This is a genomic window from Akkermansia sp. UBA7090, from assembly GCF_002493465.1.
Lineage (GTDB): Bacteria > Verrucomicrobiota > Verrucomicrobiia > Verrucomicrobiales > Akkermansiaceae > Akkermansia > Akkermansia muciniphila_A.
The window spans coordinates 21,873-38,578 of record NZ_DKYW01000012.1; the positions used below are offsets into that span (position 1 = coordinate 21,873).

The 16,706-nt window shown below is 53.4% G+C and carries 22 protein-coding genes; 7 read left to right on the forward strand and 15 right to left on the reverse strand.

Translation table 11 applies throughout. The features are described 5' to 3' along the window. Nucleotides 1-188: 188 nt before the first annotated feature. Complete coding sequence (locus tag B3075_RS05195) at nucleotides 189-995, forward strand: hypothetical protein (RefSeq protein ID WP_290488288.1); 807 nt, start codon at nucleotides 189-191, stop codon at nucleotides 993-995. Nucleotides 996-1,007: 12 nt separating this feature from the next. Then, entirely contained in the window at nucleotides 1,008-1,526 is a 519-nt protein-coding gene (locus tag B3075_RS05200; RefSeq protein WP_290488287.1) for a DNA-deoxyinosine glycosylase, read from the forward strand. Nucleotides 1,527-1,585: 59 nt separating this feature from the next. Here the strand turns inward: B3075_RS05200 and B3075_RS05205 are convergent, their stop codons facing one another. Then, nucleotides 1,586-2,554: a hypothetical protein gene (locus tag B3075_RS05205; RefSeq protein ID WP_290488286.1), complete on the reverse strand. Its 969-nt coding sequence runs from the start codon at nucleotides 2,552-2,554 to the stop codon at nucleotides 1,586-1,588. Nucleotides 2,555-2,640: 86 nt separating this feature from the next. On the opposite strand from B3075_RS05205, the gene hisI reads away from it, so the two are divergent. From hisI to rsmI, 4 genes are all read left to right on the forward strand, one after another. Then, a complete protein-coding gene (gene hisI / locus B3075_RS05210; protein ID WP_290488285.1) occupies nucleotides 2,641-3,132 on the forward strand; it encodes a phosphoribosyl-AMP cyclohydrolase in 492 nt (163 codons plus the stop codon). 63 nt (nucleotides 3,133-3,195) lie between these two features. Beyond that, complete coding sequence (locus B3075_RS05215; protein ID WP_290488284.1) at nucleotides 3,196-4,146, forward strand: outer membrane protein assembly factor BamD; 951 nt, start codon at nucleotides 3,196-3,198, stop codon at nucleotides 4,144-4,146. An 18-nt stretch (nucleotides 4,147-4,164) separates the two neighbouring features. Beyond that, nucleotides 4,165-4,680 carry an LPS assembly lipoprotein LptE gene (lptE, locus tag B3075_RS05220; RefSeq protein ID WP_290488283.1) on the forward strand — a complete coding sequence of 172 codons (516 nt, stop codon included), beginning with the start codon at nucleotides 4,165-4,167 and terminating at the stop codon, nucleotides 4,678-4,680. A gap of 29 nt (nucleotides 4,681-4,709) precedes the next feature. Then, nucleotides 4,710-5,411 (forward strand): 16S rRNA (cytidine(1402)-2'-O)-methyltransferase, encoded by a 702-nt coding sequence (gene rsmI, locus B3075_RS05225; RefSeq protein WP_290488298.1) that lies wholly within the window; start codon nucleotides 4,710-4,712, stop codon nucleotides 5,409-5,411. A gap of 18 nt (nucleotides 5,412-5,429) precedes the next feature. On the opposite strand, the gene B3075_RS05230 is transcribed toward rsmI, so the two are convergent. Continuing rightward, nucleotides 5,430-6,098 carry an endonuclease/exonuclease/phosphatase family protein gene (locus B3075_RS05230; protein WP_290488282.1) on the reverse strand — a complete coding sequence of 223 codons (669 nt, stop codon included), beginning with the start codon at nucleotides 6,096-6,098 and terminating at the stop codon, nucleotides 5,430-5,432. A 353-nt stretch (nucleotides 6,099-6,451) separates the two neighbouring features. Between B3075_RS05230 and B3075_RS05235 the strand changes: the two genes are divergently transcribed. After that, nucleotides 6,452-6,754 carry a hypothetical protein gene (locus B3075_RS05235; RefSeq protein ID WP_290488281.1) on the forward strand — a complete coding sequence of 101 codons (303 nt, stop codon included), beginning with the start codon at nucleotides 6,452-6,454 and terminating at the stop codon, nucleotides 6,752-6,754. An 80-nt stretch (nucleotides 6,755-6,834) separates the two neighbouring features. Here the strand turns inward: B3075_RS05235 and B3075_RS05240 are convergent, their stop codons facing one another. The 13 genes from B3075_RS05240 to B3075_RS05300 form a co-directional block, all read right to left on the reverse strand. Next, the gene (locus B3075_RS05240) at nucleotides 6,835-7,467 is read right to left on the reverse strand and encodes a hypothetical protein (protein WP_290488280.1); all 633 of its coding nucleotides are present in this window, start codon (nucleotides 7,465-7,467) and stop codon (nucleotides 6,835-6,837) included. 96 nt (nucleotides 7,468-7,563) lie between these two features. Continuing rightward, entirely contained in the window at nucleotides 7,564-7,776 is a 213-nt protein-coding gene (locus B3075_RS05245) for a UvrB/UvrC motif-containing protein (RefSeq protein ID WP_290488279.1), read from the reverse strand. A gap of 161 nt (nucleotides 7,777-7,937) precedes the next feature. Further along, on the reverse strand, nucleotides 7,938-8,834 hold the full coding sequence (locus B3075_RS05250; protein ID WP_290488278.1) for a hypothetical protein: 897 nt from the start codon (nucleotides 8,832-8,834) through the stop codon (nucleotides 7,938-7,940). Further along, nucleotides 8,834-9,988: a hypothetical protein gene (locus B3075_RS05255; protein ID WP_094139194.1), complete on the reverse strand. Its 1,155-nt coding sequence runs from the start codon at nucleotides 9,986-9,988 to the stop codon at nucleotides 8,834-8,836. The genes B3075_RS05250 and B3075_RS05255 overlap by 1 nt, the downstream gene beginning before the upstream one ends. Before the next feature lie 11 nt (nucleotides 9,989-9,999). Beyond that, complete coding sequence (locus tag B3075_RS05260; protein WP_094139195.1) at nucleotides 10,000-10,635, reverse strand: hypothetical protein; 636 nt, start codon at nucleotides 10,633-10,635, stop codon at nucleotides 10,000-10,002. Between the two features lie 36 nt (nucleotides 10,636-10,671). Then, nucleotides 10,672-12,186, reverse strand: coding sequence for a hypothetical protein (locus B3075_RS05265; protein ID WP_290488277.1), 1,515 nt, complete (start codon nucleotides 12,184-12,186; stop codon nucleotides 10,672-10,674). A gap of 14 nt (nucleotides 12,187-12,200) precedes the next feature. Next, entirely contained in the window at nucleotides 12,201-12,608 is a 408-nt protein-coding gene (locus B3075_RS05270) for a hypothetical protein (RefSeq protein WP_290488276.1), read from the reverse strand. Between the two features lie 13 nt (nucleotides 12,609-12,621). Beyond that, a complete protein-coding gene (locus B3075_RS05275) occupies nucleotides 12,622-13,107 on the reverse strand; it encodes a hypothetical protein (RefSeq protein ID WP_102738281.1) in 486 nt (161 codons plus the stop codon). Continuing rightward, nucleotides 13,104-14,072: a hypothetical protein gene (locus tag B3075_RS05280; protein ID WP_102738280.1), complete on the reverse strand. Its 969-nt coding sequence runs from the start codon at nucleotides 14,070-14,072 to the stop codon at nucleotides 13,104-13,106. Before B3075_RS05280 ends, B3075_RS05275 begins: the two co-directional genes overlap by 4 nt. 57 nt (nucleotides 14,073-14,129) lie before the next feature. Then, on the reverse strand, nucleotides 14,130-14,774 hold the full coding sequence (locus tag B3075_RS05285) for a hypothetical protein (protein ID WP_102738279.1): 645 nt from the start codon (nucleotides 14,772-14,774) through the stop codon (nucleotides 14,130-14,132). 95 nt (nucleotides 14,775-14,869) lie between these two features. Next, nucleotides 14,870-15,079 (reverse strand): hypothetical protein, encoded by a 210-nt coding sequence (locus B3075_RS05290; protein ID WP_146023224.1) that lies wholly within the window; start codon nucleotides 15,077-15,079, stop codon nucleotides 14,870-14,872. Between the two features lie 293 nt (nucleotides 15,080-15,372). After that, nucleotides 15,373-15,711 (reverse strand): hypothetical protein, encoded by a 339-nt coding sequence (locus tag B3075_RS05295; RefSeq protein WP_102738277.1) that lies wholly within the window; start codon nucleotides 15,709-15,711, stop codon nucleotides 15,373-15,375. A gap of 11 nt (nucleotides 15,712-15,722) precedes the next feature. Next, on the reverse strand, nucleotides 15,723-16,706 hold a 984-nt coding region (locus B3075_RS05300), incomplete at its 5' end, for a DUF1348 family protein (protein WP_290488275.1).

Here is a 16,706-nt window from a genome sequence, read left to right on the forward strand (position 1 = left end):
TGCGTTGCCTCTCCGCTCCGCATACCCGGCGCGTGACCTGACGCACAGTACGGGACGCCGGAAGATAAGTCCAGACAAAACAACAGGAATTCCGGGGAAAAGGCTATGGCCTTCTTTCCTTTTCGTACAGCTCCGTACGCAATCCGCCCTTGATATTTTCCGCTGTCCGTATACCCTGCGGGGCAAGGATGAGGAATGCCCTGACATTGATTTGTTGTCTCGGATTGCTGTGTTCCGCGGCCGCGGCTGCGGACCTTTCTTCCACGGGGCGGGGGAGCGCCGCGTCTTCGGGGGCGGCTTCCTGGTACCAGGCCCTGCGGACCGGGCTTTCTCAATTCCGGAACGGCGGCGGCTACCAGACAAGCAGGGAAGCCATGCAGGCCCTGGCGGAGAAAACCTGCCGCTGGGACCCCCGCGCGCGCCGTCCCGTTTTTCTTCTCCGTAACGCCGCGCCCTCCTTCTGTTCCTCCGCCTGCTACCTGCTCCTTTTGAAATCTTTGGAGATATGGGACTCTGTACAGCCACGGCCCGTTATCTCCGAACGCGCGTGGCTGGCCCTCATCCCCCGCCTCGGCCAGCATGACGGGGAAGGGCCGTGGGGATGGGCGAACGCCAATGGCCCCGGCCTGGCCGTCCTGGTGCACAGACTGGGGGCCGGCATCAACTTTGAGGACTGGAGAAAGGCCCGCCCCGGAGACTTCATGAAAATTTTCTGGACGGATCGCATCGGGCGCCGGGAATCCGGCCATCTGACCGTCCTGGTGAAGGACGGAGGGGAGCAGGTAACGTTCTGGTCCTCCAACATTCCGGACGGTTACGGAGTCAGGACGGTGCCCAAATCCCGAATCAGGCGCGTCATTTTCACGCGCATCACCAGGCCGGAGCGGTTCAACCTGGCCCCCTCCGTGGGAAGCCACCCGTGGCTGTCCTCCCTGCTCCGGCAGGAAGTGAGTATGAAGGAAGTGCGCCGGCATTCCGGCATGCAGAACCCCTGATCGTTTCCAGCCGTGAAAAAATGCTCCTTCCCTCCTTCCGTCACCCCGGATTGTTCCGTGCTGGTGCTCGGTTCCCTGCCGGGGGACGAATCCCTGCGTCAGGCCCAGTATTACGCTCATCCCCGCAATGCATTCTGGAAAATCATGGGTGCCCTTCTGGGCTTTGATCCCTCCCTGCCATATGAGGAACGCCTGTCCCTGCTCAACCGGGGCGGGGTGGGGCTGTGGGACGTAGTGGCCTCCGGCGTCAGGCCCGGCAGCCTGGATCAGCACATCTCCCAGGAACGGCCCAACGATATTGCGGCCCTGCTGGATCGCTTCCCGGGCATCGGCGTGGTCTGCTGCAACGGCACCGCTTCCCATAAATACCTTAAACGGTATTTTCCCGAGCTGTTCCTTCGGAAAACGCTTTCCGTCATTCAAATGCCCTCCACCAGTCCGGCGGCGGCGCGGCTGACGTATGAGCAGAAATTCCGAGCCTATGAGGAAATCATGGCGCCCCTGCTCCGGAAGGAAAAGCAAGAATACTGACCTTCTACGCCTTTTCCGGTGCGGGGCGCGGCCCAACGGTGGCAGGCGGGGTTGTTCGGTCAGCAGGACCCGACGGCCGCCAGCAGGTGGACGTCCAGGGCCAGGGCTTCGTGAATATTGAAATTCAAATCATCACGGAGCTTGTTGAGGGCCTCCATGCGCTTCAGCAATTCGTTCACGGGCATCTGTGCGGCCAGCGTGCGCACCTCCGGATGAATCGGAGTGACTTCCGGGGCTCCTGAGGCAATCAGGGCTGCCTGTCCGAACCAGCTGATTAGCAATTCCAGGGCCTGATTGCGCTGTTCCAGGTATTCCGTCTCTATCTGGGCGGCGTTCGCGTCCTTATTGCGGGCCTCCCAGTCGGAGGCGTCCGTGCCCTGGGCCGCTTCCCTGGCTTCATCTTTCAGAGCCTGGTTCAGGTTTTTGGTGATGGCGGCCTTGGCTTCCGCCATGACGTCCATGAACCTGCTGCGGAAGGCCAGTGCTGCCAGGTCATTATTCAGATTGCGGCAGGTCTCCAGCCAGTGCGGGAGCAGGGCCTCCTGAATGGGGGTGAGCCTGAATTCCCCGGATTGCAGCAGATTGACGCGCACGCAGCGGGAAATAATCGTCTGAAGAAGCTGGTCCGGCTGGGAGGTGGACAAAATGAGCAGGCACTGGCCGGGTGGTTCCTCCAGGGTTTTCAGGAAAGCGTTGGCGGCCTCGTCATTCATCCGCTCCGCATCCATGAACACGGCTATCTTCCATTTCCCCTCCGCCGCGCGCTGTTGCAAAAAGGGTTCCACGGCGCGGATATCATCCCGCAGGATGCGGCGCGACTTGGACTTGGGGCGCACCAGCCGGCAATACTCGTCCCTTACACTATCCAGGTGGTCTGCCCGGATGCCGTTCATCAGCTCCAGCAATTGCAGGATCAGGCGGGAGGCTCCCTGGTGTTCGTCTCCCACAATGAGCAGGGCATGGGGAAGCCGGTTGCGGGAGAAGGCGGTGCGCAGCAGGTCGAACGCTTGGGATGCCGTAAATGCCATATGCTCCTATGAAAACATTTCGTTGCGTCAGGGCAACAGAAAAGATTGGTATATGTCGGATATTTCATGTACTAAGGGGGCCGGTTATGGAACAAAACGACATCTCATCCCGGATTGTCTTTGCCGACCGCGGCAAGGTGAATGTGGAAAAAGGCGTGGAATTCGCCCCCAAATTTGACCAGAACGGCCTGATCCCGGCCCTCGCCATGGACCATGTTACCCATGAACCGCTGATGCTGGCCTATATGAATGCGGAATCCCTGCGCATGACCATGGAATTGGGGGAAGCCGTTTACTATTCCCGCAGCCGCCAGGAAATCTGGCATAAGGGCGCGACCAGCGGCCACGTGCAAAAAGTGAAGCAAATTCTGGTTGACTGCGACCAGGATGCCCTGATTGTGCTGGTGGACCAGTGCGGCGCCGGCGCCTGCCACACAGGGCACCACTCCTGCTTTTACCGTTCCGTTCCGTTCGGAGATGAACTGAAAGCCCAGCCCCAGGGGGCACCCGTCACGCTGAGTGAAGCGGACGGAGGCGTCGTTTTTGATGCCGAGGCCGTGTACGGCAAGGGCCATTAACTCCTTTTGCGCGTCAATCTGCGTTCGCCGGATTGACGCGCCCTCTTTTTCTGCTGTAAAATCATGAATGTGAAAAAACTGCTTCTCATGATGGCTGCCGTTTCCGGGACGCTGGCTTTGTGCCAATGCTCTTCGGAGGCGCCTCCCCCCCCCGGAACCGTCCGCATGGTGGATCAGCAGGCGATTGTCCTGATGCAGGAAGCCAGGGCAAAGGAAACGAAGAATGATCTCTCCGGGGCCATTAAGAAATACAGGCGCGTGGTGGAAAAGCACCCCCTTTCCAGGGAAGCTCCCCAGGCCCGGTTCAGAATGGCGGAGCTTCATGAGGCCCGCAAGGAACCTGCGGATGCGTTTGACCAGTACCAGAAGCTCATAGACCGCCACCCGGACAGCCCCCTGTACAGGCAGGCCATGGCCCGGCAGAAGGAAATGGCCTTCGGCGCTGCGAGCGGCGCGTTGACCAACCGCGTGTTGTGGATGTTTGACGTCAGGATGGATCCCACGAACGTCACGGAATGGCTGAAACATGTGCGGGACAACGCTCCGTACGCCCCTACCGCCCCGCAGGCCATGAACGTGCTGGGCAATTATCTGGCCGCCCGCGGCCGGATGAAGGAGGCCATAGAGGCATATCAAAATCTGGTGGACAATTACCCCAACTCTCCGCTGGCCCCCACGGCCCAGCTCCAGATTGCCACCCTGTATCGCCAGGCCGCTGCGGACGGTGACCGCAACCACGTCAATGTGGCCCGCGCCCAGGAAGCTTATGAAGACTACCTTCAGCGTTATCCCAACAGCGCCCGGGCAGGAGCGGCCCGCGCCGATCTGGCGGCCATGAAGCGTGAGCTGGTGGCCCAGCAGCTGGAAGTGGCGGAATACTACCTGACCAAGATGAAAGATACGGATGCCGCCGTCTTCTGCTACCAGGAAGTAGCCTCCAAAGGCAGCATCAATCCCGCCGCCGCCGCCAGGGCGAAGGCCCGCCTGAAAGAACTGCGCGTGACCAGCAGATAACAGGAATTCTCCGTCCTCATGAACCGTATCCGGAACGTTTTCAAACTCTTTCTGCCCGTTTTTTGTCTGTTGGCCGGTTCTTGCGGCTACCAGCTCGGCGGCACCAAGCCGCCCAGGCTGGAACTGGCCCGGACCGTCAAGGTATGCCTCTTTGCCAACAACTCTTTGGAACCCCGCGCCGCCACGCTGGTGACCGGCGCGCTGGCGGATGAACTGCAACGGGACGGCACCTACCGGTTGAGCTCCGGAACGGATGCGGATATCCGGGTGGAGGGGGAAGTGTACTCCATCACCTTCGACCAGTTGCGCTCCAGCCGGGAAGACACCTACAAGAGTACGGAACTTGGGTTGCGCCTGGCTGTCAAATACCGTGTGGTGGACGCCAAAACGCAGGAAATCCTGTATGCCGGCTCTGCGGAGGAAGTAGGTCAATTCTTTGACCAGGGCAACATTCAGTCGGCCCGCACGAATGCCCTTTCCTATGCGGCCCGGCTGGTGGCCACTTCCATTGCGGAAACCCTTACCAATGGCTAATCCCGCCCGGTTCAGGAAAATTTGTGCTTATGGAGGAAGTGGAATACAGCGTTTATTTTGTTTCGGTGCCTATCGGCAACCGGGCGGACATCACCCTGCGGGCGCTGGACGTGCTGCGCAAGGTGGATGTCATTGCGTGTGAAGACACCCGCCATTCCGGCCTTCTGCTTTCCCATTATGAAATCCGCAAACCGCTGATAAGCATGCATGACCACAATGAGCAGCCGCGCGCCGGGGAAATTGCGGCGCGCGCGGCCGGCGGGGAAAGCTTTGCCGTGATCAGTGATGCGGGCATGCCTGGCGTGAGCGATCCGGGCTACCGTCTCATTCAGACGCTCAAGGAAAAGGGAATAAGCTTCACCGTCCTTCCCGGACCATCCGCCGTGGTGACGGCTCTGGTGGGATCCGGACTGCCTACGGACGCCTTCTTCTTCGGCGGCTTTCTGCCCGTCAAATCCGGGAAAAAAAACGCCGTGCTCCAAACGGCGGCGGAAGCTTCCCATACCAGTATTTTTTATGAATCCCCCCATCGCATCGTCAAAACCATGCAGGCTCTGGCGGCGCTGGATCCGGATATTCCCGTCTGCGTAGCCAGGGAACTGACAAAAACCTTTGAAACTTACCATCGCGGTCCGGCCTCCCGGCTGGCGGCGGAATTTGCGGAACGCCCCCCCAGGGGGGAAATCGTGCTGCTGGTGGGCGGCGTCAATGCCCCGCGGGCTACCCGTTGACGGGCCGGAAACATCATGTCAATAGCTGACCGTCACTTTAACCGGGCGGTGGTCGGAGGCGGCGGGGGCTTCAATCACCCTGCGTTCCTTCACATGGAACGCCTCCGTCTTTTTTCCCCTGTACATCCAGATGTAGTCAATGCATTCCTCCGGATTCTTGGCGGGAAACGTTTTTTGGGCCGGATCGTTCAGCAGGATGAAATGCTTCTTCATCCGGGTTATCGGTTCCGAATCCGGCGTTAAATTGAAATCTCCTGCAATAAAAAAGGGCTTGCTGCATTTTGCGGCCAGGGCGGCAATCATATCGATGGAAGCGCTGCTGTCTTCCCTGGTCAGGGACAAATGCGTGACGCAAAACCAGTAATCCCTGAACTCTGCCATCAGCAGCACACGGGCCTCCTCCCTGCCAGGCAAAGGAATCCGTTTGACGCCCAGAGGCTTTTCCCTGGATAAAATGCCTACTCCATAGGACCCGCCCGAATAATTAATGGCTTTGGCATAGGTTCCCGTCAACGTTGTTCTTGCGGCCAATTCCTGCAGGGTATCCCTGCCGCTGCTCCTTATGGTTCCCTGGTCCAGCTCCTGAAGGGCCACGACATCCGGTTTTTCCTCCGCGATTACCCGGGCCGTGCGGTCATAATCCCTCCTGCCGTCCATGCCGGTGCCGTTCTTTACGTTATAGCTCATCAATGTGAATTCTCCGGCCTGCAGGGGAAAAGGGCTGAAAAAAACAGCTACGGCTGCACCTAACCTGAAAATGGACCATTTATTTCCTTTCATATCTGCAACAGGCTCCGTATTGCCCGGACTGCAGATAATACGAGCTCCCCTCTTCCTTTTCTTGCAGAAAAATTTCCTCCTCCGGATAAGCAATCCTCCTGTGAGGAGAGGCGGCAGCTCGTTTCCGGTTTCCGGAGCAGGGCCTCATCTCTGATCGGGCCAGCCGCCTTGGATGCTCTTGGAGCCATATGCCGGCGGGAGATGACGCAGATTTTATCAACTTGACGGCTGGAAGTGTGTCATGATAATGTCCTATCATCATGCTGGAGGATAGGAAATCACATTCCTCGCGCAAGACACCGGATTTGGTGACTGATGAGCTTATTCTCATTCTTCATGAAGCGGGCATGCTGGAATTCAATGACATTTTTCAGCGTGCCGTTATCGTGATGAAAGCAAAGCACATGTCCCTGGGCGGGGAGGAAATCCTGAGGCTGAGGATTTACGAAAAACTCCAGAATCTGGTGAGCGCCGGAGGCCTGATGAAAAAAGGCCGTGAATATACGGCCCTGCCCAAGCTGATGTCCTTAAAATCATCGGCAGCCGGGGGCAGGCTGGGGTAACACTGATTCAGGAAAGGCAATGGGTTACGGTTTTTCTGAAATGGGCCTTCCGTAAAAGAGAGGTGCTTTTCCGGAAAAGCTCAGGGTTTCATCACCCCTTCCTGGAATGGCCCGCGGCAGTCATAAGGGATAATGAGGAGCAGGTTGTTAATCCGGGCTACCATTTTCTTCTGCTTGGTTTCCTGGATATGGAATAGGTGGACACTGTCATTTAAGGACCGCAGATATTCGAACGTCATGCATTCTCCTTCCATCCGGAATTCTTTCGGATCCTTAATTTGAACAGCGCCTGAAGGGAAGCCCCATGTCCCGGTGATGTCCTGGAGTTGCTGTTTTTCCTCATGATTTCCCTTTTGTAATCCCTTGGCTCGTTTGCGTGCCCAGATAGCCGCTTCCAAATGGCCGGAAACACCCCATTCCCTGCTCTTTTTTTGCAGGGCCTGAGCGTATTGCCGGGTCAATTTTTCCTTGCCGGTTGCCATATCGGCATGAATTTTCTCAGAAAGAAGGTCGAATTCTGGGAAAGATGAAGAATCGGCAGAGCGATTCGCTTCTTTTTCGCGCGCTCCCTTCCGCTTTAACAGGGAAACCAGTTTGGTAGCGTGGTTAACCTGGAAAATATGGTCGTTGCGGTCCGTTTTAACCCAGTAGAACCATACCGTCCGGGTTTCATTGAGCCTGATGATGTCAGGGGATGAAAAATCCTTGTCCACTCCGCCTTTGGCCAGCCATCCGGTATTGCCGGACTTCTGCTGTGCCTGCTTCCCATCAAAGCGGCTTAAATAAACGTATCCTCCCGCCGTTTCTTCTCATTGCCCGATGAAATGAGAGTAGTCATCTTTTTCCTCTTTCTGAATGCCGGGCAGGGCCTTCCGTTCGAGAATATCCTTGATATGCTTGGCCTGTTCAAAATCCTCGTTTTTGACGCATTCATTCATGAGCCTGACCAGCTCCGGCTTATACTTGGCAAAAGCCGCGTCGTTGATTTTCCTTTCCTGTTCCTGAAAAGTCAGTTCCAGCATCTTTGCCTCCGGCGGTATTTGCGCTGAAGCCGGGACGGTAAGAAGAATGAATGCGGCAGCTCGAATAATATTAATGGCTCCGCCTGTCCGGGAAAAGTGCGGAATGTCTTTGCGATATTCATATGTATTTAATATGGTGATGGTTGGTAGTTTTCGTCCGCTTAGAGACCGTTCATCTTGATAATGTCCAGCAGTTCTTCCAGAGTGCGGCAATGCCGCTCGGTGTTACTGCAGTCCAGGCGGAGCATGTTAAACTGAAACCATTGGCTGTTCTGTTCTTTTTCATCCTCTTCCGTCAGACATGCGGCATATGCCTCTCCCAGGGAGTCCTGGAAACTTTCCCATTCCTTCTGAGCCGCCTTCAATTTTTTTGCTATGGCCGGAACATGGGAGTAATGCTCCATGAGGGCCGAATGCGCTTTATGGAGCCGTTCCGTCCAATATCCGAGCAGCTCCTGACGCACCCAGTTGGCTTGGCGCCCCGTAAGTTTTCCGCTGTCAAGCTGGCCGAGCAAAGCTGTCAGTTCCGGATCGGGAGTTTTTTCTCCATCCAGCATAATAGTTACCGGAATCCCGGTGAGATTTTCCGCTTCCTGTTTTTGATCGCAGGTAAGATAGCCCTGAAGAATCCCTTTGTAATAGCAATAGCCTCCCTTGTCTGTGAACGTAATGGTGGCCGGCTTCGGGTTTTTTCCCTTTGCCTTCTCATAGGATTGTTCCCCTGATAAATAATAGTGTCTGAACAGGGATGGATCCTTTTCGTACATTTCCCCGGAAGAATGATTCTTTTTATGCTTATCACAATAAGCGACAATGATATGAGCGGTTTTCCCTTTAGGCTTGTATGTAACGATTTTGTCTTCACTCCCCTCCCAGGAAAGGCCGTCCTTTAAATTCAGAAAAATCTCATGATGCAAATTCTTATATTCTTCCTTTCTTGCGTGAATTTCCAGCGATGCCCCTTCCAGGGACGGAGGAGATTGGACGTCTCCGGCAAATGACCGGCTCCAGCACAAGGCGGCAATGATGAGGAAAGAGAAGGATGGGAGAATATCCATTAATTGAAAAAGGGTAAATGTTTTAAAGAAGATAAAATTTTATCCATATTCAGACAGGGTTGTAAGATTATTGAATTTATGAAAATACCCAATATCGCCAAGGTCAATGATTTGTGGTTGGAAAAAGATCCGTTCTGTTCATATTTGATGCGGCCCAATGCAAAACAGGCAAGTACCGACAATAGCGGAATCGCATAAGGCCATCGCATGCCTTCAAAAAGATAATAGGAATTCCTGAAAAGCAAAATAGACAGCCATGAAAACAGGATGCCTGCCATGAGCGCAAATTCAAATCGAACGGATTTATAATAGAATTTTGTCAGGAAAATAAGAAGATAAAAGCTGAATATGGTGGTAATGATATAATAGGCTTCTCCTCTGTAGGATGTTTGAAGAAACCCCATGGCCCCGCCAAGGGACATCGCTGACAATAATATTATTGTCAGCGGATTATAGTGGATCCCGGAAATGCGTCTAAAGACAGGTCCGTATATGGCGATGATGAGTAGCGTCACCCCTGATAGAAGGTAGGCCAAATTGACGAAGGCAGTGTTTTTTGCGGATGGGAAGCAGTCGCCCATGAGCAGATAGATGGCATAGGGATCCGAAATGCAATTCTTTACATCAATGGCTATTCCAGGGATAAGCAACGCGAGGATAATGAATAAAGAAACCAGGGAAGAAACAGGGTGTTTTTGAATGGGATAGATGACGTCGTAAAATGAATTTTTATAAGAAAAGCTTCTTTTCCAGGAATTGTTTATCCATTTTCCCTCCTCTTTTCTTCCTTCTGGAGAGCACATGACTCCCTTGCCTTGCAACCCTTCTTCCGTATCGTTCCATGTGCCTTCATAGATATGGCCGTCTTTCCATGTCATCGTTCCATGGCCTTTTCTGGAGGTCCCGCAAAAAGTTCCCTGGTCAGTCCGTTGCTGTGTTGCATGGTAAAAGATGGCTTGGCCTGACAGGTTGTCGTTCTCCCATGTTCCCAGGACCCAAGAGCCATCATGAAAGTGGTAGGTCCCTTTCCCATGCCGGCATCCGTTCTTAAGTTCTCCGTCATAACTTTCTCCATGAGCATAGGTCTGGGTATTGTTAGAGCAGCCGCTTTTTTCAGAGGAAGCTGTTTCCGGTTTTATAGAGATGTTCAACATAAAACGTGGGATTATTCAGGCTTTTGATTAAAGGCAATACATCCGGCCTCAAATGCCTGCCAGACGCATGCTATCCAGGCAAGCGGTCCGATGATGGCGGCTCCTATGGCTAGACCGATTCCGAGCGCTCCAAGCCGAAGCCCCCATTTTTCCATGGAAGATTCCAGGTCTTCGCCCCGGATAGTTGCTCTGGTGCCATCGTCGAATACAATGCTTTTACCTTCAAGAGAATTTGCGTATTTATCCTCTGCCCTCCATTCGGCCATTGTTTCTTGAATGACGCTCCCGGAAGTGTCCTCTTCCGGGAAGAACCCCATGGCCTTTCCTATGCCGAGGGTAATGCCGCTGAAGATCCATAACAGAGTCATGCTTGGGAAAAAGCCTTCCGTCATGTAGCCGTAGATGGTTACTACCAGGCATATTCCCATCAGCAGGACAATGACCATGGGAGCAATATTTTCAACATTCGGCTTCAGCGTTTTCCTGCAAAAGGCTACAAGGTATAAGATAAAGGCTATCAGTGAGGAGACAATGATGAAGGCGATGATTTCTTCCGCTCGTGTCAGAGAATCTCCTCCCGTCAGGGATTTTTGAATGATGGAGGCAACATGATGAAAGACATCCGACAAGTTTTCCGATTTTTTCATGGGGTTTTCAATGTATGGAAATCTATAAAATGGCAGTTATTTAGTTGAGTATTCACGGTCAAAGTAAATTTCTTTAAAATTCAGTTCTCCCTTATTATTTATAATACCTTTTTTCATCAGAAAATCTACGCCTAATTTATAAAGAGCTGCTTTCATGCCATTGGAATCTATATATCGAATTTGCATGAAATCTGAGAGACTTATGCATATCTTTTTTTCCTTTTGGTAAACGGCATATTCAGCAGCAACGGCTAGACCTTCTTCAATAGCTTTGGTAGCGCGTCCATCTTTATCCGGATATGATGATATATTAATTGTTTGTTTGTTTCCTCCAATCTCTATATCTGTTTTAAAATTTTCCTTTAATAATTCATTAGCGATATTGTTAATGAATCGTCTGGAGTAACGAAAAAATATTCCATGTCCTAATACTTCATGAGCGATCAGTGACAATCTTGACTTAAATCGTTTTTTATCTTCAACCATGTTTGTGAGAAATGTTCCCGTTGATATATTTAATATCCAGGGAGGAGAAAGTGAGAATTGCATAGGAACAAGACTAGATGAGTTATCTGAATAGAATTGATGTTTCAGATTAACTTTAAATTTTAAAATATCACCTTTTTTTGATTTAATATTGGGTGGGAGATTTTCTGCATAGAAGTCCCATGCCTTATCCACATAATAAGCCACAAGCTGTTCCTGCTCCTCGTGAGTGAAGAAGCATGAGAAGTATTTTGTGCCGAAAACAAACGCCATAGCATTGAAATCGTTAACGGCTTTTCTAACTTTTTCGTCATTCCATGCCCGTGAACGTTTAACCTTGTTCATATTAAAGGAATAGTCTCCGTGACCATGTCGTTCAAGAATGATGCGCATGGTTCCTTTTTGATGCTCCATGCCCTGTATTTTCAGTCTTTCGCTATACGCTTCCCAGTCGCCGCAGATGGTGGCATTGTCCGGATCAGCTTTCCCATGAATAAAATGTTCGTATCCTTCTGAATCGTGGATCTTCCCCTCCCCTTTTCGATCTACCCGGCGCCACTGGAGTTCCATCGGACCGTCTTTCCCGGATCGGTTCCAGCGTCCTATAAAGGCCCTGGATACGCTCTCAAAAGCGCCATAAGTCTGATAATCGGATCCATTGGCACCAGCATACCAACCGGTAACGTACCCTGTCTGATTATTGTCCTTGTCAGCTTGATGAAGTCGGATGACAAGGTAAGACCAGGCAATTCCCTTGGAGAAAAAATTGTTCTCATCTACCGTTTTGTTGTGCAGCCTGCTGTATGCCAGGAAGGAAGCTGCTACAGGGGTGGTGATCTTGTTGAACGCGTCTGGGATATCGGCGGGAGGAGGCAGGGTTTTGTCCAAGACCAGCGTGTCAAGTTCGGATCTTTTTTTGTCTTCCGCAAAATCAAGGATAGCCTTGCCTAAGGTAAATCCTAACCCTTGGGGGGCCAACCAGGGCAGGAGAATATCATATCCCGTTGCCTGTGCCGGGAGTAGTAAGGATAAGGCCAGGCAGACGCTCGCCAGGATGGTTTTCATAAGATGGCGGTATTTTATCGTTTGTGGGTTAATTGCTGGGCTTCTTGTTCAAGCTGTTTTGTGATTTGCTGAAGCAGGATGATTCTTTTTTCTTTTTCTTTCGCGGACGCCAGAATTTTATCCAGGTACTTCTGAAAGACGCCGTCCGCCACAGCCTGTCTGCGGCCGGCTATTTGCCGGTGCTGGACGGCCATCTCCCGGAACTTTTCTATGGTGGAAGGGAATTGCCGGAAACGTTTTTCATCCACTATCCGCTGGGGAATGGTTTTCTGATAACGCTCTTCCTGTTCATTGAAGAAGGAAAGTTCCCGATCCATGGAGCGCGTTTCGCTGCGGAGCGTAGTGAGGGCGTACCAGGAAAGGCCCCAGGCGGACAGGCACAGGGCAAGGAAAAGGGTGGAGTAAATGGTCAATCTCTTCATGGCGTTCGATAAATCAACGGCTTTTTTCCTGTAATTCGTTCTCCAGGGAGGAAATGCGGTTTTCTATATCTTTCTGTCTGACTCCCGCCGCTCTGAGCGCGCTTTTGGCAAACTGCATTTCCGCCTGAGCCTGGAGTAGTGCGGTTTGTTGACGGTCAATCTGTTCTGCGAGATTCTTCCAGGCGCTTTCCTCTTCCCATATCTCCCGTTTGATTTGGGAAGTTTCTTCTTTCAATTTGGCCATTTGCTGTTCCGTGAGCGCCATGCCGATGGATTTTTCCTGCCATTCCAGCTGCAGGGAAAAATGCCGCAGACGGATTTTACGGGCGTGCTCCACTTGGGCGCGCAATTCCCCGGAACCGGGCAGGGCTTTGCTCCATTGGGCGTAGTGCTGGCAGGTGTAGACGATAAGAGTGATTCCTGCGATGGCGCAGCATCCGCTCCACACGAGCGCGGGGATGGATAAACGGGGCATGGGAGAAGGGGGAGGATAGTTCATGGTTGGATGGTTTTTGTTGAGGGTGACGGGGTGAGGCCGCAGCGGCTGAGGGCTTCTTCCATCGTGACGGTTTTTTTCAGGAGGGAGCCCAGCCATGGATCCGTTCCGACATGGGGGGCGTTCGCGAAGGCTTCCGGCCTGGTAATGCGGGTAAAGAGGACGTGTCTGACGGTTGACTTGGGGATGGTTTTGGTTCCGTAGCCCGGCGTTTTCCCGGAGTTGGACTGGTTGGAGGACCAGAAGGTCAGGCTGTCTTCCGTCTGGGAGAGATAGATGGTCAAATGGCCGCGTTCCTTCGCGCCGACGGCTTCCGTCCACCACAGTTTCATGATGTCTCCGGAGCGGGCTTTTTCCCATTCGGTAAAGCTGTGCCCTCCTCCCAGCTTATGGATCAGGACGGCCAGGCCGGGGCCGTTGGCGTTGGCGCAGCCCCAGGCCCCCGTGCCGTCCGGGGCTTTTCTGGGGGCCAGGGCCTGCCAGGCGTTCCCGTCCAGGCCGTTTTCTTCCCTGCCGGAGTTCCAGAGCTCCAGCGCCAGGAGCAGCGCGCCGTAAACGGCGGAAGAACAGAAGGAAGGCCGCGCTTTTCCGGGCTGCAGCCGGAGGCCTTTCCGTTCATCCCGGGAAAACGCCTGGATGAAATTGTCCAGCGCTTTGCCCGTGCAGGCATATCCACCGCCCTGTCCCAGTTTTTCCCTGGCCTCCGCCATGCATGCCTCCCATGTTTTTCCCTGTATGGCGGGTTGGGGGCCGGGAGCCGCCCCCTGCCTCTTATCCGAATTTTTCCGGAAGGGCCATAACCAGGCGTAACGCAGCGCAAACGGCGGGAGAGCGGTGGTGAAGGAGGTGGTTCCGGTTTTGCCTGATATGGCTGGCCGGGCGGACGCCTGCGCCTCCGGCTGCGTTTCCGCCGCGTGGGGGGATGCGGCGGAGAGGAGCAGGAGGCAGGCCGCGGAGGGAAGATTCATGGGGACGGTTGAGGGCGGTTGTCCGGAATGCTCCGGCATTCCGGGGGGATGAGTGTGTCAGGAGGGGGAGGAATTCTGGTAAACGAGCCGTTTGTAGATGGCGGCAATAAGTCCTACGCCCGTAGCCGGAATGAGGATGATCGCCAGAAGAATGGCGATAAAGCCTAAGGCGTCTGCAATAGCTCCCAGGATGAAACCCAAAATACCGAGAAGAACGCCAAGGCTCACCAGAAGGGCCAGGAAAAGGATGAAGATGAGGAATTTGTTGCCGTAGGTATATTTATTGCTGAGCGTCAGCGCTTCCGAGGCATTGCAGCCTTTGTCCAGCACAAGCATGGGGGCTAATGACCAGGAAATGAGGATGACGATGGCCGGAAATCCGCAAAATAAGGCCCCTGCCAGGATGCCGGCAAGCATCAGCCCGCCGGTCAGGAAAAATTCCCCGAAGAACTGGCGGTAACGTTTGTCGAAAATAAAGGTGGGGGAGATGGGCTTATTCCGGCTCAGCGCAAGAGGCATCGTACACAGGGCGATGGTGGTGCCGATGTTGATGTACGGAATCCAGAGAGTCAGTATCCAGAGCAGGATGGCGAGAACAATGGAAAGGGCGTTTTTAACGGCAATGGAGTAGGCATCCAGCAAAGTGGGCATAAATTCCTTCTCCATAAAACCGGGAGCGGCGGATTTAGCCGCCTGGTTCATTCCGATGTAGTCGTCCAGACCGTTGTCGGAAGCCTGGGGAGTCTGGGAAGGGTGATACGCCGGCCTGTTTTGTTGCCGGGGAGGGGCTTGCCGTACTACGGGTTGGCGGCAGGGGGCCGAGCCGTTTCCCTGCGGGCGGAGTCCCGGCTGTTGAAGCGGAGGTTGCCCGGAATAAGGGGACTGGGCTGGACGGCCGCCTTGTTGGGGAGGCATGGGGCGGTTGTATTGCTGAGTTGCTGCCGGGCGTGTTTGTCCTGGCCGTCCCTGGGAGGGAGGGAAGGCTCCGGCATGATTTCCTGTAGCACGGGAGGCGGATGTCCCGGGGAATGGTGTCCGGGATGGTGAGGGGTGGGGGGCTGCTTCTTCCTGATGGGGCGGCATGGGACGGTTCGCCCGCCGCGTTTCCTGGGGGACGGGATTCGGTTGTCCCTGTATGGAATGCCGGGGAGGGGCGGCCATGTTCGCCTGTGAAATGGTGTCCGGCCTGTTTTGTTGCTGTGGTGTATTCATAAATGGTAAGGATGGCGGCAAGCGGGAACGGCTGAGTTCCTTGATATTGACTGATATTTTGTCTGGAAACCGTGTTTCCCGGAAAGTTTTACTCGGACAGTTGGCTCTTCAGGTCCTTCAGCCGTTCTTCCAGGAGGCGCAGTTCTTCTTCGCTGTTCAGGATATCCCGGCGCTCTTCATCAAGCCGTGAAAGTTGTTGCCGCAGGTATTCCATTCTGGTGCGAATGCTTTCCAGAGAGTTCGATTGTTCAATGGTCTTCAGGTCTTTGGCCAGTTTTTTTGCCAGTTCGGCTTTTTCCTCAGATAAGCTCCTTTCTGCCTCCAGGGCCTGCCGGTATTCGGCATCCCTGCCATAATAAGTCCGGATGAACCATCCGGAGGAACCCAGAGACAGAAGGAAGCCGGCAATAATGATCAGAATTTTCATGACGGCTGTTTCTAATAATTCATTTTGAGGGATCGGTAGCCGGCTGTGGCGTCCGGGGCTTCCCTGCTGTTGAGGACTTCATTCCACTGGATGATTTGCCCGGAGGGTGAAGTCTGCCATATTTCCTTAGTATACCCCCGGATGGTCTTTCCCCGGTAATTGGAGCATTCGTAAAAGTAAACCAGCTCAATGGTGTTTCCGGAATAAGCAACTTTCAGTAAGCGGTAGTCGCGGATGGGCCATTTGTCCCAAAACTTCTGAATATCATTCATAATGAATTCGTTGTCCACTTCTTTCCCGTTGGCGTACATATAGTTGCTGCGAGGAGCGAACATTTTGGAAAGGCTGGCGATATTTCCTGTCTGGCGGGCTTTCAGGTAAGCTATTCCTCTCTCAACCATTTGCTTGTCAAGATGGGAATCGGAAATAATCGGAGGGGGCTCGGGAACTTGAACTGTACCTGGTCCTACGGGCGAGAGGTCAGGAACAGGGGAAGTAGAGGGATGAAGGGCAAGGGAAGGCGTTGAATGATTTTCCGGTTTATGGATGGGGTTGGGTGCTTTTTTCCTCTCTTCCAGAACATCAATAGCCTGTTGGACATCCTTCAGCTTTGACAGGGTAGGTAAATGTTCCTGCCTGATTTTTTCAATTTCCTTTTTTTTCGCTTCCAGGGAAGTTTGAAGCTGTTCTGTTTCTTTGAATGCCTGGGCAAGGGTTTCCGCCGTTTGCCTGACCGGATCATACTTTTTCCGTAGAAGCGCTGTTTCGTCAGTGAGTGCGTAAATATCACTTTTCAAGAAATTGGCCCGTTTGATGAGTTTTTCTCCTTTATCGTAAAAAATGTAGCTCAGCACTCCTCCTCCAATCAGAAGGAGCGTGGCAATGGATGCGGAAATCACGATCCCTCTGTCAATAGGGCCGGTTTTTTGAACCTTAGAGAGAGTTCCCAGAGGTGAAGGGCTGGAATCTTCTTCCTGCGGCCAGTCCTGCTGGGG

Excerpts from the sequence above, each read along its gene's own strand:
- B3075_RS05230 (WP_290488282.1), bottom strand. The coding sequence starts at position 6,098 with ATGAGCTATAACGTAAAGAACGGCACCGGCATGGACGGCAGGAGGGAT.
- B3075_RS05215 (WP_290488284.1), top strand. The coding sequence starts at position 3,196 with ATGAATGTGAAAAAACTGCTTCTCATGATGGCTGCCGTTTCCGGGACG.
- B3075_RS05205 (WP_290488286.1), bottom strand. The coding sequence starts at position 2,554 with ATGGCATTTACGGCATCCCAAGCGTTCGACCTGCTGCGCACCGCCTTC.
- B3075_RS05250 (WP_290488278.1), bottom strand. The coding sequence starts at position 8,834 with ATGGATATTCTCCCATCCTTCTCTTTCCTCATCATTGCCGCCTTGTGC.
- B3075_RS05295 (WP_102738277.1), bottom strand. The coding sequence starts at position 15,711 with ATGAAAATTCTGATCATTATTGCCGGCTTCCTTCTGTCTCTGGGTTCC.
- B3075_RS05195 (WP_290488288.1), top strand. The coding sequence starts at position 189 with ATGAGGAATGCCCTGACATTGATTTGTTGTCTCGGATTGCTGTGTTCC.
- lptE (WP_290488283.1), top strand. The coding sequence starts at position 4,165 with ATGAACCGTATCCGGAACGTTTTCAAACTCTTTCTGCCCGTTTTTTGT.
- B3075_RS05275 (WP_102738281.1), bottom strand. The coding sequence starts at position 13,107 with ATGAACTATCCTCCCCCTTCTCCCATGCCCCGTTTATCCATCCCCGCG.
- B3075_RS05270 (WP_290488276.1), bottom strand. The coding sequence starts at position 12,608 with ATGAAGAGATTGACCATTTACTCCACCCTTTTCCTTGCCCTGTGCCTG.
- B3075_RS05235 (WP_290488281.1), top strand. The coding sequence starts at position 6,452 with ATGCTGGAGGATAGGAAATCACATTCCTCGCGCAAGACACCGGATTTG.
- hisI (WP_290488285.1), top strand. The coding sequence starts at position 2,641 with ATGGAACAAAACGACATCTCATCCCGGATTGTCTTTGCCGACCGCGGC.
- B3075_RS05245 (WP_290488279.1), bottom strand. The coding sequence starts at position 7,776 with ATGCTGGAACTGACTTTTCAGGAACAGGAAAGGAAAATCAACGACGCG.
- B3075_RS05260 (WP_094139195.1), bottom strand. The coding sequence starts at position 10,635 with ATGAAAAAATCGGAAAACTTGTCGGATGTCTTTCATCATGTTGCCTCC.
- B3075_RS05255 (WP_094139194.1), bottom strand. The coding sequence starts at position 9,988 with ATGTTGAACATCTCTATAAAACCGGAAACAGCTTCCTCTGAAAAAAGC.
- B3075_RS05265 (WP_290488277.1), bottom strand. The coding sequence starts at position 12,186 with ATGAAAACCATCCTGGCGAGCGTCTGCCTGGCCTTATCCTTACTACTC.
- rsmI (WP_290488298.1), top strand. The coding sequence starts at position 4,710 with ATGGAGGAAGTGGAATACAGCGTTTATTTTGTTTCGGTGCCTATCGGC.
- B3075_RS05285 (WP_102738279.1), bottom strand. The coding sequence starts at position 14,774 with ATGAACCAGGCGGCTAAATCCGCCGCTCCCGGTTTTATGGAGAAGGAA.
- B3075_RS05280 (WP_102738280.1), bottom strand. The coding sequence starts at position 14,072 with ATGAATCTTCCCTCCGCGGCCTGCCTCCTGCTCCTCTCCGCCGCATCC.